Consider the following 16,072-nt stretch of genomic DNA (forward strand, 5'->3'; position numbering starts at 1 on the left):
TCCACACCCCCGCCGCCAGCCGGCCACGCCGTCAATCGTTACCGATCGAGCGGCACGACGCTATCAATGCTAGCATCGGCGCATCCGGTGATGAGGAGCGCAAGATGGCAACCCTGCTTGTTCGTGGCATCGATGAATCCCTGGTCCAGCGCCTGCGCGAGCAGGCCGCCGCCAATGGCCGCAGCGCCGAGGCCGAGCACAGGGCCATCCTGGCTTTGGCACTGGGCGGCACGCGACGGCGCAGTTTTGCCGAAGTGCTGTCCAGCATGCCAGACGTCGGCGAGGATGCCGATTTCCGACGTGGTCAGGATTCTGTTGAGGCGCCGCGTGTATTTGATTGATACCAATGTCATCAGCGAGGCGCGCAAGCGAGAACGCGCCAATCCGGGCGTGCGCGCGTTCTTCCGGCAGGCGGCGCGGGAGGGCTCGACGCTCTACCTGTCCGCGCTGACCGTGGGTGAGCTGCGGCGCGGCATCGCGCTGATCCGCCATCGCGGCGACTCGGCGCAGGCCCAGGCGCTGGAGCAATGGCTGACGGCCGTACTGCAGGATTTCGGCCGGCATGTGTTGCCGGTCGATGCCGATGTTGCCCAGATATGGGGGCGGCTACGCGTGCCGCGCCCGGAGCAAGCGCTGGACAAGTTCATTGCCGCGACGGCGCTGATCCATGACCTGACGATTGTCACGCGGAATGTGGGGGACTTCAACGGGACGGGGGTGGAGTTGCTGAATCCGTTTGGCTGAGCCGGGCCGAGTCACCGAGTCACACAGGACCGAGTGGGTGCTCCCTCTCCCGCGAGCGGGAGAGGGGAGCAAACCCGCTGTATTGCGGAGGGCGTCGGCAGGAAAAAGGCTCCGCAAAGCGAAGCCCCCTGCCATTTCCAACGCAATCCACCCACTCACGCACCCTGCTTCACGCAGTCGACGAAGTAAGCCTTCTTGCCGTCCACCTCGTCCTCCACCAGCCCGTGGATATCGGTCTCGAATCCCGGGAACAGCTTGTTGAACTCCCGCGCGAACTTCAGGTACTGCACGATGGTGCGGTTGAAGCGCTCGCCCGGGATCAGCAGCGGGATGCCCGGCGGGTACGGCGTCAGCAAGATCGCGGTGACGCGGCCTTCGAGGTCGTCGACCGGCACGCGCTCGATCTCGCGGTGCGCCATCATCGCCCACGCATCCGACGGCTTCATCGCCGGTTCCATGTCCGACAGGTACATCTCGGTGGTCACGCGCGCCACGTCGTTGGCCTTGTACACGCTGTGGATCGCATCGCACAGGTCACGCAGGCCCATGCGCTCGTACTGCGGATACTTGCCGACGAACTCCGGCAGCACGCGCCACAGCGGCTGGTTCTGGTCGTAGTCGTCCTTGAACTGCTGCAGCTCGGTCACCAGCGAGTTCCAGCGGCCCTTGGTGATGCCGATGGTGAACATGATGAAGAACGAGTACAGGCCCGTCTTCTCGATGATGATGCCGTGCTCGGCCAGGTACTTGGTGACGATCGCCGCCGGGATGCCGCGCTCGCTGAATTCGCCATCCACGTCCAGGCCCGGGGTGATGAGGGTGGCCTTGATCGGGTCGAGCAGGTTGAAGCCGTCGGCCAGGTCGCCGAAGCCGTGCCAGCGCTCGTTGGCCTTGAGCATCCACGCCTCGCGATCGCCGATGCCATCTTCGATCAGCGCGTCCGGGCCCCACACCTTGAACCACCAGTCGCCGTTATGGCCGGCGTCGTACTCGCCCTCGACCTTGCGCATGGCGCGGCGGAAGTCCATCGCCTCCTGGATGCTCTCTTCCACCAGCGCGGTGCCGCCCGGGGCTTCCATCATCGCCGCCGCCACATCGCACGAGGCGATGATCGAGTACTGCGGGCTGGTCGAGGTGTGCATCAGGTACGCCTCGTTGAAGCGGTAGCGGTCCAGCTTGCGCGTCTCGGAGTCTTGCACGAGGATCTGCGAGGCCTGCGACAGGCCGGCCAGCAGCTTGTGCGTGGACTGCGTGGCGAACACCAGCGCGTCCTTGCTGCGCGGGCGATCCTTGCCGATCGCGTGCATGTTGCGGTAGAAGTCGTGGAACGCCGCGTGCGGCAGCCAGGCTTCGTCGAAATGCAGCGTGTCGATCTCCGCGGCCAGCATTTCCTTGATCTGCTCGGCGTTGTACAGCACGCCGTCGTAGGTGCCCTGCGTGATCGTCAGGATGCGCGGCTTCTGGTTCCTGGCCTTGCTGGCGAACGGGTGCGCGGCGATCTTGCGCCTGATCGTTTCCGGATCGAACTCGCTCTTGGGGATCGGACCGATGATGCCGTAGTGGTTGCGCGTCGGCATCAGGAACACGGGAATTGCGCCCGTCATCATGATCGCGTGCAGGATCGACTTGTGGCAGTTGCGGTCCACCACCACGATATCGCCCGGCGCCACGTTGGCGTGCCACACCATCTTGTTCGACGTCGAGGTGCCGTTGGTGACGAAGAACATGTGGTCCGAGTTGAAGATGCGCGCGGCATTGCGCTCGGACGCGGCCACCGGGCCGGTGTGGTCCAGCAGCTGGCCCAGCTCGTCCACCGCGTTGCAGACGTCGGCGCGCAGCATGTTCTCGCCGAAGAACTGGTGGAACACCTGGCCCACCGGGCTCTTCAGGAATGCCACGCCGCCCGAGTGGCCCGGGCAGTGCCACGAATACGAGCTGTCCTGCGCATAGTGGATCAGCGCCTTGAAGAACGGCGGCGCCAGCGTGTCCAGATAGGCCTTGGCTTCGCGGATGATGTGGCGCGCCACGAATTCCGGCGTGTCCTCGAACATGTGGATGAAGCCGTGCAGCTCGCGCAGGATATCGTTGGGGATATGGCGCGAAGTGCGGGTCTCGCCGTACAGGAAGATCGGCAGGTCGGAGTTGCGGCGGCGCACCTCGGTCACGAAGGCGCGCAGCTTCTCGATGGCGGCGGCTTCCACCTGGTCGTCGCCGCGCACGAACTCGTCGTCGTCGATCGAGACGATGAAGGTCGATGCCCGGCTGGCCTGCTGGGCGAACGAGGTCAGGTCGCCATAGCTGGTCAGGCCCATGACCTCCATGCCTTCTTTCTCGATCGCCTCTGCCAGCGCGCGGATACCCGAGCCGGAGATGTTCTCGGAGCGGAAGTCTTCGTCAATGATGATGACGGGGAAGCGGAATTTCATCGGGCATCCTTATGGAAAGCAGCAGGACATAAAGGACTTGAGCCACATGGCGCGCAGGGGTTCCCTGCGACGGCGGCATGTGGCTCTCACGTCAGGTCTTGGCGCTGCGCGCGGTCATCGCGCAGCGGCCGTTCCGGCAAACGCCGGCATTGTAATGCGCTCAGGTCTTCGGCAGTGTGACACCGTGCTGGCCCTGGTACTTGCCGCCCCGGTCGGCATACGAGGTCTCGCAGACTTCGTCGCTCTCGAAGAACAGCACCTGGGCACAGCCCTCGCCGGCGTAGATCTTGGCGGGCAGCGGCGTGGTGTTGGAAAACTCCAGCGTCACATAGCCTTCCCATTCCGGCTCGAACGGGGTCACGTTGACGATGATGCCGCAGCGCGCATAGGTGCTCTTGCCCAGGCAGATGGTCAGCACGCTGCGCGGGATGCGGAAATACTCGACCGTCCGCGCCAACGCGAAGGAGTTGGGCGGAATGATGCAGACATCACCCTTGAAGTCCACGAAGGACTTTTCGTCGAAGTTCTTCGGGTCGACGATGGTGCTGTTGATATTGGTGAAGATCTTGAATTCGTTGGCGCAGCGGATGTCGTAGCCGTAGCTCGAGGTGCCGTACGACACGATCTTGCGCCCGTCGGCCTCCCGGACCTGGCCTGGCTCGAACGGCTGGATCATGCCGTGCTGCTCCGCCATGCGGCGGATCCATTTGTCGGATTTGATGCTCATAGTTGGGAGGTAGACACACTGGCTCGGAGTGCGCCGCATTGTACAACCATTCCGCCCGCGTTCCGTTGAGACAACGCCGCATCCGTCGCCGTGCCAGGAGGTGCCGCCTGCGCCACAATCAAGCGACCGCGTCTTCGGGAATCCGGTGACGGAACCGTTCGCGCCCCGTGTAGAGCAGGAAATGCTTGCCGGTGCAGCGCGCGAACAGCGTCAGGTTGACCCGCCTGGCCATCTGGTACCCCATCTGCGTCACGCCCGAGCGCGACAGCAGGAACGGGATGCCCATCTGCGCGCCCTTGATGACCATTTCGGAGGTCAGGCGGCCGGTGGTGTAGAAGATCTTGTCGGCGCCGGTCATGTCTTCCAGCCACATGCGCCCGGCGATGGCATCGACCGCGTTGTGGCGGCCGACGTCCTCGACGAACATCAGCAGCTCGGTCCCCTTGAACAGCGCGCAGCCATGGACCGAGCCGGCCTGCTTGTAGACCGACTGCTGCAGCCGGATGGTGTCGATGATGCCGTACAGGGTATCCTGGTCGAGCATCGTATCGACCGGCAGGCGGATGCTGTCGACCTCATCCAGCAGCGAGCCGAACACCGTGCCTTGCCCGCATCCGGTGGTCACCACGCGGCGCGCGGTGCGTTCCTCGATGCGGTCGACGCCGGTGCGGGTGGTGACGGCGGCGGATTCGGTTTCCCAGTCGACCTGCACCGCGGCGATGTCCTCGATCGACTCGACCAGCCGCTGGTTGCGCAGGTAGCCCAGCACGAGGTGCTCGGGCGCCCCGCCCAGCGTCATCAGCGTGACCAGCTCGCGCTTGTCCAGGTAGACCGTCAGCGGGCGCTCGCCCGGCAGGTAGGCCGCGCGCACGCGGCCCTGCTCGTCAACGACTTCGACCTCTTCGATCAGCGGAACGGCTGCCTGGGTAAGCTCGGGACGCAGGGTCATGACAGGAAGGCTCAGGGCTGCTGGAAGGGGCCCCGTGCCGTCCAGGCGTGCATCGGGGCCGCGGTTACGGTGCCTTTGCGGGCGATTGTACTCCGCTGGCCGCGTCCGGGCCGGTCGAACGCTGCGCGGGGATCTTGCCGGACTGGATGTCGTCGTACCAGAGCTCGTGGTGCTCCTTCGCCCACGCTTCGTCGACCCAGCCGTCGCGCATGGCGCGGTAGGCGCCTTCCATGCCGACCGTGCCCATGTAGATATGGCCGCACGCCATCGCGATCATCAGCACGGCGGCAATGCCATGGATCACGTTGGCGATCTGCATGGTCGCGCGGTAGTAGTCCATGCCCGGCACGATCATGTCGAGCACCCAGCCCGAGGCCGACAGCACGATGCCGAAGATAAACACGCCGACCCAGAACCACATCTTCTCGCCGGCATTGAAGCGCCCGCTGGGCACATGCTTGCCGGACGCCAGCCCGCCCAGGCGGGTGACCCAGCGCACGTCGTCGCGGTTGGGCAGGTTATCGCGCACGAACACCACGAAGGCGACGATCACCGACAGTGTGAAGATCGGCCCGATCACGTTGTGGAGGTTCTTCAGGATATAGCTCAGCCAGCCGAACAGCATGTGCCCCATCACCGGCAACAGGAAATGCTTGCCGAGCAGCATGACGATGCCCGACACCGCCAGCACCACGAACGAGATCGCCATGGTCCAGTGGACGATGCGCTCCAGCGGCGTAAAGCGTTCGATCATGCGGCCGGTGCGCGGCTCGCGCAGCGGGATGGTGCCGCGCCACAGGTAGAAGCCGAGGATGGCCAGCGGCACCACCAGCAGCAGCCAGCCGCCCCAGACGGTGATGACGCCGTTGCGGAACAAGCGCCAGCTCTGGCCGGTGCGCTGGATCAGCACGCCGGCTTCCTTGTCCGGCAGGCTGCTGTAGTGGCGCTGGTCGGAATTGACCTCGCGCCATACCGGCGCGTTGTTGCCCGGCTGCGTGACGGTGCGCTCCTGCTGCGAGCGCGCCTCGGCGGCGATGTCGCGGGCCGGCACGTCGAAGATGTTTTGCGATGCGATGCCGGCCAGCGGCTGGGCCGGGTGCGTGGCCGGGTTGTTGGCATCGGCGCTGCCCGACGCGGTGGCCGGGCCGGTCGACGGCCCCGCTGCGGGAGCCTGGGCGGCGGCGCTTCCGGCCACGGCCATCAGTGCCAGCGCGCCGGCCGCCAGCCAGTGGCGCCATCCGGCGCCCGGCCCGCTGCGGCATGCATTGTGCGACGGCGTCATACGCCCTCCTTCAGGTCATCGGGAGCCTGCGCGCGGATGGCGGCGCCTGCCCACCGCGGCGCATTCATTGCACGCGGTTGTACTCGTTCTGGTACTGGTTGCGCTGGCGGATCTGGTTATCCCAGCTGGTCTTGTCGCCCGCGGTCCAGCCCTTGGCGACGAAGGGGTCGTCGGGCGCGCCCTGGTAGGCCTGGGCGTCGGCCTTGCGGTGCGACTGGTTGATGGTCTGCGGCTTTTCGCCGCACGCGGCCAGCAGCGCGCCGCACAGTGTCAGCAGGGTGATGGCGCAGGCGCGGCTCATGATGTCTGGCCTCCGGGCATGGCGGATGTGGCCGGTGCGGCCGGTGCCGCCGGTGCAGTGCCTGCGCCAGGGGCGTCCGGCGCAGCGGGCCCCGCCGGCGCGGCGGGTGCGCCCGGCGCCGCCTTGGGCACGCCATAGGCCGTGCCCCAGCCGAACACGTCGCCGCCGGTACCGCGCTTGATCACGCGGTTGCGCAGGATATCGGCGATCACATCGCCGTCACCGCCCAGCAGCGCCTTGGTCGAGCACATCTCCGCGCACAACGGCAGCTTGCCTTCGGCCAGCCGGTTGCGCCCGTACTTCTCGAACTCGGCCTCGCTGCCGTTTTTCTCCGGTCCGCCGGCGCAGAAGGTGCACTTGTCCATCTTGCCGCGCACGCCGAAGGTGCCGGTCGACGGGAACTGCGGCGCGCCGAACGGGCAGGCGTACGAGCAGTAGCCGCAGCCGATGCAGACGTCTTTGTCGTGCAGCACCACGCCGTCGTCGGTGCGGTAGAAGCAGTCGACCGGGCACACCGCCATGCACGGCGCGTCGGAGCAATGCATGCAGGCCACCGAGATCGACTTCTCGGCGCCGACCATGCCGTCGTTGACAGTGACCACGCGGCGCCGGTTCACACCCCAGGGCACCTCGTGCTCGTTCTTGCAGGCCGTGACGCAGCTGTTGCACTCGATGCAGCGCTCGGCGTCACAGATGAATTTCATGCGTGCCATGATGTTCCTCTGCTCTGTCCTGTGGCTTATGCAAACCGCTCGATCTGGCAAACGGTGGTCTTGGTCTCCTGCATCATCGTCACCGAGTCATAGCCATACGTGGTGGCGGTGTTGACGGCCTCGCCCCGCACCACCGGCATCGCTCCCTGAGGGTAGTAGTCCTTCAGGTCCTTGCCCTGCCACCAGCCCGAGAAGTGGAACGGGACGAAGGCGGTATCCGGCCCGACCCGCTCGGTCACCAGCGCGCGCACCTTCAGCGCGGCGCCGGTCGGCGTCCTGACCCAGCAGAAGTCGCCGTTGCGGATGCCGCGATCGGAGGCCGCACGCGGGTTGATCTCGACAAAGTTCTCCTGCTGCAGCTCGGCCAGCCACGGGTTGGAGCGGGTTTCCTCGCCGCCGCCCTCGTACTCGACCAGCCGCCCGGAGGTCAGGATGATCGGGAACTTCTCGTAGACCTTGTTCTCGATATTGCGCTGCTGCACCGACTTGTACAGCGTCGGCAGCCGCCAGAACGCCATCTTGTCGTCGTGGGTCGGGTACTTGGCGACCATGTCGGCGCGCGTGGAATACAGCGGCTCGCGGTGTTGCGGGATCGGGTCCGGGAAGTTCCACACCACCGCGCGCGCCTTGGCGTTGCCGAACGGATGGCAGCCATGGTTCTTCAGCACCACGCGCTGGATGCCGCCGGACAGGTCGGTCTTCCAGTTCTTGCCTTCGGCCTTGGCCTTCTCGGCGTCGGTCAGGTCGTCCCACCAGCCCAGCTTCTTCAGCAGCACGTGGTCGAATTCCGGATACCCGGTGGTGATTTCCGCGCCCGCCGAATACGAGCCGTCCTCGGCCAGCAGGTTGACGCCGTCGCGTTCCACGCCGAAGTTGGCGCGGAAGTTGCCGCCGCCGTCCATCACGTGCTTGCTGGTGTCATACAGGTTGGGCGAGCCCGGGTGCTTCAGCTCCGGCGTGCCGTAGCACGGCCACGGCAGGCCAAAGTAGTCGCCGGTCAGGTCGTAGCCCGTGATGGGATCCTTGCCTTGCTTGCAGCGCAGGGTCTTGACGTCGAACATCTGCATATTGCGCATATGCGACTTCAGGCGCTCGGGCGACTGGCCGGTGTAGCCGATGGTCCAGTTGCTGGCGTTGATCTCGCGCAGGATCGACTCCGGCTCCGGCTCCATCCAGGTGCGGCCGGCGCGCTTGACCTCGATCATCTTGTAGTTCTTCGACAGCTCCTTGCCAAAGCCCAGCTTGTCGGCGAACGCCTGCATCAGCGTATGGTCGGGCATCGATTCGAACAGCGGCTCGATCACCTTCTCGCGCCATTGCAGCGAGCGGTTCGATGCCGTGCAGGAACCCGAGGTCTCGAACTGCGTGCATGCCGGCAGCAGGTACACGGCGCGGTTCGGGTTGACCTTGTCGCCCTCCGCCGGCGGCATGTTGGCCATGGCCGCGGTCGCCGACGGATACGGATCGACCACCACCAGCAGGTCGAGCTTGTCCAGCGCCTTCTTCATCTCCAGCCCGCGCGTCTGCGAGTTCGGCGCATGGCCCCAGAAGAACACGGCGCGCACGTTGTTGTCCTGGTCGATCAGCTCGTTCTTCTCGGTGACGATATCGATCCAGCGCGACACCGTGGTGCCGGACTTCTCCATCATCGTCTGCGAGGCGAACTGCTTCTTGATCCATTCGTAGTCCACGCCCCACACCGCCGCGTAGTGCTTCCACGCGCCGGTGGCCAGGCCGTAGTAGCCGGGCAGCGAGTCGGGGTTGGGCCCGACATCGGTGGCGCCCTGCACGTTGTCATGGCCGCGGAAGATATTGGCGCCGCCGCCCGACACGCCGATATTGCCCAGCGCCAGCTGCACGATGCACGACGCGCGCACGATCGCGTTGCCGATGGTGTGCTGGGTCTGGCCCATGCACCACACCAGCGTGCTGGGGCGGTTCTTGGCCATGATCTCGGCGACCAGGTAGACCTGCGCCTCGGGCACGCCGGTCACTTCCTCGACCTTGTCCGGCGTCCACTTGGCCAGCACCTCTTCCTTGACCTTGTCCATGCCGTAGACGCGGTCGTTCAGGTACTTCTGGTCTTCCCAGCCGTTCTTGAAGATGTGGTACAGCATGCCGAACAGGAAGGCGATGTCGGTGCCCGAGCGGATGCGCACATAGTGATGCGCCTTGGCCGCGGTGCGGGTGAAGCGCGGATCGACCACGATCATCTTGCAGCCATTTTCCTTGGCATGCAGCATGTGCAGCATCGATACCGGGTGCGCCTCGGCCGCGTTCGAACCGATGTACAACGCAGCCTTCGAGTTCTGCATGTCGTTGTACGAGTTCGTCATCGCACCGTAGCCCCAGGTGTTGGCCACGCCCGCGACGGTGGTCGAGTGGCAGATGCGCGCCTGGTGGTCGGTGTTGTTGGTGCCGAAGAACGAAACCCATTTGCGCAGCAGGTAGGACTGTTCATTGCTGTGCTTGGACGAGCCGACGAAGAACAGCGAGTCAGGACCGGTCTGCTGGCGGATCTCCTTCATCTTCGCGGTGATCTCGTCCAGCGCCTGGTCCCAGCCGATGCGCTGGTACTTGCCGTTGACCAGCTTCATCGGGTACTTCAGCCGGTATTCGCCGTGGCCGTGCTCGCGCAGCGCGGCGCCCTTGGCGCAGTGCGCGCCCAGGTTGAGGGGCGAGTCGAACACCGGTTCCTGGCGGATCCACACGCCGTTCTGCACCACCGCGTCGACCGCGCAGCCGACCGAGCAGTGGCCGCACACGGTGCGGCGCACGACGATGCCGCTCTTGCCATCGGCGGCGCCCTTCTTGTCGTCGGCGGCATCGGCCTTGCGCAGCAGCGTCAGCTGCGACGCCGCCAGGCCGGCACCGACGCCGATGCCCGAGCGTTTGAGGAAGCTGCGGCGGTCCATGGTCGGCATGGCGCCGGCCAGGCTTGCGGCGAGCCGCTGTGAGAGGCGTCCGGTTCCGGCTTGCGGGCCGGCAGGGTCGTGCCGGTTGGCGAGGCCGTCAGCGAGGCGGGCGGATGCGCCCTGCGCCGCGCGCTTGCGGGTCAAGATCATGTCTCACCTCAGATGCGGACGAGAGCCGTCCGGTTGCAGGCGGCGCGGCGAACCACGCCGCCCTGGCATTTACACCAGTGTGGTCCGGTAGTACTTGCGAATGTGTTCCGAGACCCGGTAGCCCTTGCTGTCCGACGGGGTGTCGGCGGGTTCCGGCAGAGCGGCGGCCTGGTCCGGCAGCGCCGGTCCACGTGCTGTCAGCGCTGCCGCACCCGTTGCGGCAGCCACCACTCCAGCGCCCGCGAGAAACGAGCGGCGCGCGACCCGGGTTGGCTTCTCTCTCATGTGGGGGCTCCTCGGCTGTCAAAGCCCGATGGTTTTCGCCGTTATGCGTTCTTATGCATATTCTAGGAACATCTTGCAGGAAAGACCATGATATGCAAGGGTTTTTCCTGACTTCCAGCGGCCCTCGCTTCCCTCAGTGCATCTCCAGCGCCAGCGCCTCGACATTGGCAAAGGCGGCCAGCAATCCGGCGACACTGCGATAGAAGCGCGCCTGCGGGTGCGCGGTCACTGCATCGCACAATGTCCCGACCCACGGCTGCAGGTGCCGCGCGTAGAAGCGCTGCTGCTCGCCGAGGTTGGACACCGACAGGTCATCGCCGGCCACCAGGAAGCGCATCACCTCGCACAGCGTGGCGATGTGGTCTTCGGTCTCGCTCACTTCCTCATGGGGCGCCAGGCCATAGCGGGCAAGGTCTTCGCGCAGCGCCACCAGCGGGCGCTCGTTGAGGAAGCCGGTCAGGTAGAACGAGCCATACAGGAACACGTCCTGCCTGCCCACGCCGACGAACAGTTGCCGGTATTCCTCCTCAGCCTCGGCCGCCGTGGTCTCCGATGCTGCGTCGCACAACGCATTCCACGCCTTGCCCAGTACCGTATCGGCATCTTCGCCGACAGCGCGGTTGGCCGCGATGTGGTGCAGCAGCGCGGCATCGGGGGCGCGATAGAACAGCGTGGCCAGCAGGCCGTACAGGTCGGCGCGGGCGGTGTCCTCGGCATCGTCGGCGGGTGGTGCGGCGGTGAGCTGGATCGGCTGGAAATCTGTCATGTCGTGATGAATTGTGTCGATGGAGGCTCAGCGCAGCGTGGTGCCGCTCACAGTGCCGCTCACAGTGCCGCTCATGGTGCCGCTCATGGGGCCGCTCTCGTGCTCCATCATGTCGACCACGCGGCAATCCGGGCACATCTTCAGCCGTTCGGCGGCGGCGCCGGAAAATGCCGGGTGGCCGGCCAGCCGGACCAGCATCGATTCCACCATCTGCGCCGTGCCGAACGGCCTGGCGCAGCGCACGCAATGGAACGGCTGGGACTCGTTGAGCGTGACCGGGCGGCGCGCGGCATCGCCCGCCAGCAGGCGCGGCACCAGCGTGATCGCATCTTCCGGGCAGGTCTTCTCGCACAGGCCGCACTGCACGCAGTTGCGCTCGATCAGGCTGAGCACCGGGCGCTCGGGGTTGTCGCGCAGGGCCTGCGACGGGCAGGCGCCGACGCACGCCATGCACAAGGTGCACTTGCCGGTATCGACGGCAATCGCGCCGATCGGCGCGGCCGCGGGCAGCGGCACGATATCGGCGGGCACCGGCGCGTGGCGCACCAGGTGATCGAGCACGAAGTCCAGCATCTCGCGCTTGGGCGCAACGGCGCCGAACGCCGCCGGCGGCAGCGCGTTGCGGCCCGGGCGCAGCGCGGACAGGCCGGCATCCAGTGCCGGTGTATCGGTCGCCTCGACCAGCGACAGCACTTCGGCGTCATAACCCAGCCCCGCCAGCAATGCGCGGCCGACTTCCATCTGCTCGCGCAGCGCGGTGCGGTATTGCGGCGCCTCGTCGCCGGTCAGCAGCACCGCCACGCGGCTGGCGCCCCAGCACAGCGCGGCCAGCCACAGCTCCAGCCCGGCCGCGGCCGGGTGGAACAGCGACAGCGGCATCACATTGGCAGGCACGCCGGCGGCACGGCCCGCGCGCGCGGCGCGGCCCAGCGCCAGCAAGGCGGGCGTGCCATATTCCTCGCCGTGCAGCAGCACGAGCGGGTCGCGCGCACCGCCCTGCCGGTAGGCCGCCAGCAGCGTGCGCAGCCGCGTGCCGGTCGTCTCCGGGCCGGGATAGCCGTAGCTGATGGCGCCGCTGGGGCACACCGTGGTGCAGGCCCCGCAGCCCATGCAGAGGTTGGGCGTGACCTCGATGCGGCCCTTGCCGTCGTGCCAGCGCGACTGGATCGCCCGGGTCGAGCAAATGTCGATACAAGCCGTGCAGCCGGTGGTCTGGTTGCGGCCATGCGCGCACAGGCTGTCCTTGTAGCGGAAGAATTTCGGCTTCTCGAACTCGCCTACCAGGCCCGCCAGCGTCAGCGCCAGCGCTTGCTGCCGCGCCGGGTCGGCGCCGGCGTGCAGGTAGCCTTGCGGCGGCTGGTGCATGGTGAAGGCGGGCTGGTCGCACAGGTCGAAGACCAGGTCGAAGCGGCCCTGCATGGTGCCCTGCGGCCGGTCGAAGTCGATGGCCGCGGCCGCACCGCAGGCGCGCACGCAGTCGCGGTGCGAGCGGCAGCGCGACAGGTCCACCTGGTAGCTGAAATCGATCGCATTTTCGGGACAGGCATCGATGCAGGCGTTGCAGCGGGTGCACAGGTCCAGGTCGATCGGGTTGCTGCGCCCCGCGCCGGTTTCCCAGCTGGCCTCGAAGGCGCCGAGCCAGCCGCTGAGCGCAGCCAGCCGGCCGCTGTGGACTGGCCAGGCGCGCTCGGCCGGCTGCGCGGCAGCGCCCTCGCCCGGTGCGCTGCCCGTCAGCAGTACCGTGACCTCGAACTGCATGGCAGCGAGACGCTCGGCCCAGGGCAGCGCGCGCTGCGCTGGGCCCAGCACCAGCACCGTGCCGTCGGAGCGGTAGTCGACCACGGGCACCGGATCGGGCTCGGGCAAGGCGGCCACCGCCAGCAGCGCGGCGATCTTGGCGTTGGCGGTCCGCGGATCGCGCCGCGCCCCCTGCGACCAGCCGCCGGTCTCGCGGATATTGACGAAGCGGACCGGCGCGGTCACCACCGGGCGGCCATCCTGGCCCTGGGCGGTCTGCGCGGCGACTTCGGTAAACAGCGCGCGCTCCTGCGTGCAGGCCACGATGACATCGTCGGTGCCGTCCAGCGCGGCGGTGAAGGCGCCGATCTCGCGCCGGCACAGCAGGCGATGGACCTTGAGGGGGCCTTGTTGCGGACCTTGTTGCGGGTCCTGGGCTCCCGACAGCGCCGCCCCGTCAAGCGGCATGGTGTCGTTGCAATTGCAGATCAGCGTCGGCATGGCGAATGCGGGCTGACCGGTCCGGACGTCCTTCTTGCGAGGATCTGCGGCCCGGCGGATTGTGGGGATGCCTATTCTAGGCTGCGCTGCCCGGTCGGGCTATGCGCACTTATGCGGGTCTTGCGGGCCCTGCTCTGCGTTTTGACTGGCCACCGCCGGCGGCGTTTCGGCGGCTGCGGGTATGTCCGTAGCATCGGCCGGCTCGCCTGCCACGGCGGGCGCCGCCGGCTGTACATCGCCAGCTTGTGCGTCGGCTTGTGCGTCGGCTTGTGCGTCGGCTTGTGCGTCGGCTTGTGCGTCCGGTTGCGCGGCGGCCTGGGCTGCCGCGCGCTCCTCGTCGGTCGGCTCGAACAGCCCCAGCGACCTGGCCTGGCGCAACTGGCGCAGGATCTCGGGCGGGATCGGGGCGGGCTTGCTGTAGTCGTCGATGTAGGTATCGAGGCCATCCATCACATTGAAGTGCGGATCGGCAAACAAGGTCTTGAGCGCGGCGCGCTTGACCGATTCATCGACGCCGCGCGCGACGAAGCGGGCGATGTTGTCGCCGGGGCGCAGCGCGGCCACGTCCGCGAGAGTCGGCGGCGGGACTTCCGGCTCGGCCTCGGTCACGGCGGCCGCGGCCTCCGGTGGCACGGGCAACGGTGGCGCCTCGGCCGGCTGCAGCGGCTCCGCGGGCACGGCCACGCCCTCCCGCACCGCGGCCTTGCGGCGCGACCAGCGTGACAGGAAGGACGAATCGCTCATCGGCGTGTTCGAACAGTGGGATCAGTAGCGCGCGCGGTCCTGCGGCGCCTTGAAGGATTCGGGCCGGCGCCGCTGCTTGGGCTCGGGCCGGTAATGCTCGCTGACGTAGGCCTGCAGCCAGTCGCGCTGCTCCGGCGCCAGCGGCACGTTCTCGACGGTTTCGCCGGCGTCGAGCCAGCGGCCGGCTTCGTTATACGACAGCGTGACCGTCATCGGCACCGGGTGGGCGTCTTCACCGGTGCCGCCGCCGTCCTCGTCCTCGGGCATGCGCCACAGCACGAACCAGCATGGCGTGGTCGAGGTCAGGTTCAGGTAGTAGCCCTCGCCCTGGTCGCGGAACAGCTCGACCTCGAAGCCGGGATACAGCCAGCGCGCGCCGTGTTCATCGTGTTCCAGGCAGGCCGGGTGCGTGCCGAACTCGCCCAGGTCCGGCAGCACCGCGTCGAGTTGCCATTTCCATGGCTGCCAGCGGCTGGCCAGCGCGACCTTGCGCATCACCACGGCCATGGTGACGGCGGGACGGGCGCCGGGTGGCGGCGGCTGCGGCACGGGCGTAATTTCGGCTTCCATGGCTCACTGGCGCGGCAAGCCGCGCGCTCAGGTGTTCTGCACGACGATGCTCGGGAACTTGCTGGTCATGTCGCGCGCCTTGTCGGCGACCTTGATCGCCACCTTGCGCGCGATGCCTCGGTACAGCTCGGCCACGGGGCTGTCCGGCTCGGCCACCACGGTGGGGCGGCCCGAATCGGCCTGCTCGCGGATCTGCAGGTTCAGCGGCAGGCTGCCCAGCAGCTCCACGCCATAGTCGGCACACATCTTCTCGCCGCCGCCCTGGCCGAAGATATGCTCGACGTGGCCGCAGTTCGGGCAGCAGTACACCGCCATGTTCTCGACGATGCCGAGGATGGGGATGCCCACCTTCTCGAACATCTTCAGGCCCTTCTTGGCGTCGAGCAGCGCGATGTCCTGCGGCGTGGTCACGATCACCGCGCCGGTGACCGGCACCTTCTGCGACAGCGTCAGCTGGACATCGCCGGTGCCGGGGGGCATGTCGACGATCAGGTAGTCGAGGTCGTGCCAGTTGGTCTGACGCAGCAGCTGCTCCAGCGCCGAGGTGACCATCGGCCCGCGCCACACCATCGGGTTGTCCTGCTCGATCAGGAAGCCGATCGAGTTGGCCTGCACGCCGTGGCCCTCCAGCGGCTCCATGGTCTGGCCGTCGGCGGATTCGGGGCGGCCGTCGATGCCGAGCATCATCGGCAGGCTGGGGCCGTAGATATCGGCATCGAGCATGCCCACGCGCGCGCCCTCGGCGGCCAGCGCCAGCGCGAGGTTGACGGCGGTGGTCGACTTGCCGACGCCGCCCTTGCCCGAGGCGACGGCAATCACGTTCTTCACGCCCGGCAGCAGCTTGACGCCCCGCTGCACCGCGTGGGCGACGATCTTCATGGTCACGGCCACGCTGACATTGGTGACGCCCGGCACTTGCCGCACCGCAGCAACCACCAGCTTGCGGATCGGGTCCAGCTGGCTCCTGGCCGGATAGCCGAGTTCGATTTCCAGCGAAACCTCGCCACCGTCGACCCGGATGTTCCGGGCCGAGCGCGTGGACACCAGGTCCTTGCCCGTGTTGGGGTCGATGACGGTGCGCAGGGCTTCGGTGACCTGCTCAGTGCTGACGCTCAAGACAAACTCCGCTTGGTTTTCTCAATGTGGGGATGGCCCGGGGGGCCGGCGCAGGATGAACCCGGCACCTAATGTATCAAAGTATGAAGCTCCGGCCATCGACTCCGGCCATCGACTCCGGCCATAGATTGCCGGCAATTGCCGGT

General features: G+C 67.1%; 15 protein-coding genes. 2 read left to right on the forward strand and 13 right to left on the reverse strand.

What is annotated here, in order from left to right:
- Positions 1–104 precede the first annotated feature (104 nt).
- Positions 105–341, forward strand: a complete 237-nt coding sequence (locus JTE92_RS26180; protein WP_063240093.1) for a FitA-like ribbon-helix-helix domain-containing protein — start codon at positions 105–107, stop codon at positions 339–341.
- Positions 286–744, forward strand: a complete 459-nt coding sequence (locus JTE92_RS26185) for a type II toxin-antitoxin system VapC family toxin (RefSeq protein WP_198065751.1) — start codon at positions 286–288, stop codon at positions 742–744. Before JTE92_RS26180 ends, JTE92_RS26185 begins: the two co-directional genes overlap by 56 nt.
- A gap of 155 nt (positions 745–899) precedes the next feature.
- On the opposite strand, the gene JTE92_RS26190 is transcribed toward JTE92_RS26185, so the two are convergent.
- The 13 genes from JTE92_RS26190 to apbC all read right to left on the reverse strand — a co-directional run bounded on the left by JTE92_RS26190 (position 900) and on the right by apbC (position 15,926).
- Positions 900–3,170 (reverse strand): arginine/lysine/ornithine decarboxylase, encoded by a 2,271-nt coding sequence (locus JTE92_RS26190; protein WP_063240095.1) that lies wholly within the window; start codon positions 3,168–3,170, stop codon positions 900–902.
- Positions 3,171–3,330: 160 nt separating this feature from the next.
- Entirely contained in the window at positions 3,331–3,897 is a 567-nt protein-coding gene (gene dcd / locus JTE92_RS26195) for a dCTP deaminase (RefSeq protein WP_063240096.1), read from the reverse strand.
- A gap of 118 nt (positions 3,898–4,015) precedes the next feature.
- Positions 4,016–4,846 carry a formate dehydrogenase accessory sulfurtransferase FdhD gene (locus JTE92_RS26200; protein ID WP_063240097.1) on the reverse strand — a complete coding sequence of 277 codons (831 nt, stop codon included), beginning with the start codon at positions 4,844–4,846 and terminating at the stop codon, positions 4,016–4,018.
- A gap of 64 nt (positions 4,847–4,910) precedes the next feature.
- The gene (locus JTE92_RS26205; RefSeq protein WP_063240098.1) at positions 4,911–6,128 is read right to left on the reverse strand and encodes a formate dehydrogenase subunit gamma; all 1,218 of its coding nucleotides are present in this window, start codon (positions 6,126–6,128) and stop codon (positions 4,911–4,913) included.
- Positions 6,129–6,192: 64 nt separating this feature from the next.
- Complete coding sequence (locus JTE92_RS26210; protein WP_063240099.1) at positions 6,193–6,429, reverse strand: hypothetical protein; 237 nt, start codon at positions 6,427–6,429, stop codon at positions 6,193–6,195.
- On the reverse strand, positions 6,426–7,142 hold the full coding sequence (gene fdh3B, locus JTE92_RS26215) for a formate dehydrogenase FDH3 subunit beta (RefSeq protein ID WP_063240100.1): 717 nt from the start codon (positions 7,140–7,142) through the stop codon (positions 6,426–6,428). Before fdh3B ends, JTE92_RS26210 begins: the two co-directional genes overlap by 4 nt.
- Before the next feature lie 26 nt (positions 7,143–7,168).
- Positions 7,169–10,207, reverse strand: a complete 3,039-nt coding sequence (locus JTE92_RS26220) for a molybdopterin-dependent oxidoreductase (protein ID WP_063240101.1) — start codon at positions 10,205–10,207, stop codon at positions 7,169–7,171.
- 69 nt (positions 10,208–10,276) lie between these two features.
- The gene (locus JTE92_RS26225) at positions 10,277–10,492 is read right to left on the reverse strand and encodes a formate dehydrogenase (RefSeq protein ID WP_063240102.1); all 216 of its coding nucleotides are present in this window, start codon (positions 10,490–10,492) and stop codon (positions 10,277–10,279) included.
- A 133-nt stretch (positions 10,493–10,625) separates the two neighbouring features.
- Positions 10,626–11,258, reverse strand: coding sequence for a TorD/DmsD family molecular chaperone (locus tag JTE92_RS26230; RefSeq protein ID WP_063240103.1), 633 nt, complete (start codon positions 11,256–11,258; stop codon positions 10,626–10,628).
- Between the two features lie 27 nt (positions 11,259–11,285).
- Positions 11,286–13,496 (reverse strand): 4Fe-4S binding protein, encoded by a 2,211-nt coding sequence (locus tag JTE92_RS26235; protein WP_063240104.1) that lies wholly within the window; start codon positions 13,494–13,496, stop codon positions 11,286–11,288.
- A 99-nt stretch (positions 13,497–13,595) separates the two neighbouring features.
- The gene (locus tag JTE92_RS26240) at positions 13,596–14,240 is read right to left on the reverse strand and encodes a DUF3306 domain-containing protein (protein WP_063240105.1); all 645 of its coding nucleotides are present in this window, start codon (positions 14,238–14,240) and stop codon (positions 13,596–13,598) included.
- A 21-nt stretch (positions 14,241–14,261) separates the two neighbouring features.
- Positions 14,262–14,810, reverse strand: a complete 549-nt coding sequence (locus tag JTE92_RS26245) for a DUF3305 domain-containing protein (protein ID WP_063240106.1) — start codon at positions 14,808–14,810, stop codon at positions 14,262–14,264.
- Positions 14,811–14,837: 27 nt separating this feature from the next.
- Positions 14,838–15,926 carry an iron-sulfur cluster carrier protein ApbC gene (gene apbC, locus JTE92_RS26250; protein WP_063240107.1) on the reverse strand — a complete coding sequence of 363 codons (1,089 nt, stop codon included), beginning with the start codon at positions 15,924–15,926 and terminating at the stop codon, positions 14,838–14,840.
- Positions 15,927–16,072 lie beyond the last annotated feature (146 nt).

This window comes from Cupriavidus oxalaticus, from assembly GCF_016894385.1.
Lineage (GTDB): Bacteria > Pseudomonadota > Gammaproteobacteria > Burkholderiales > Burkholderiaceae > Cupriavidus > Cupriavidus oxalaticus.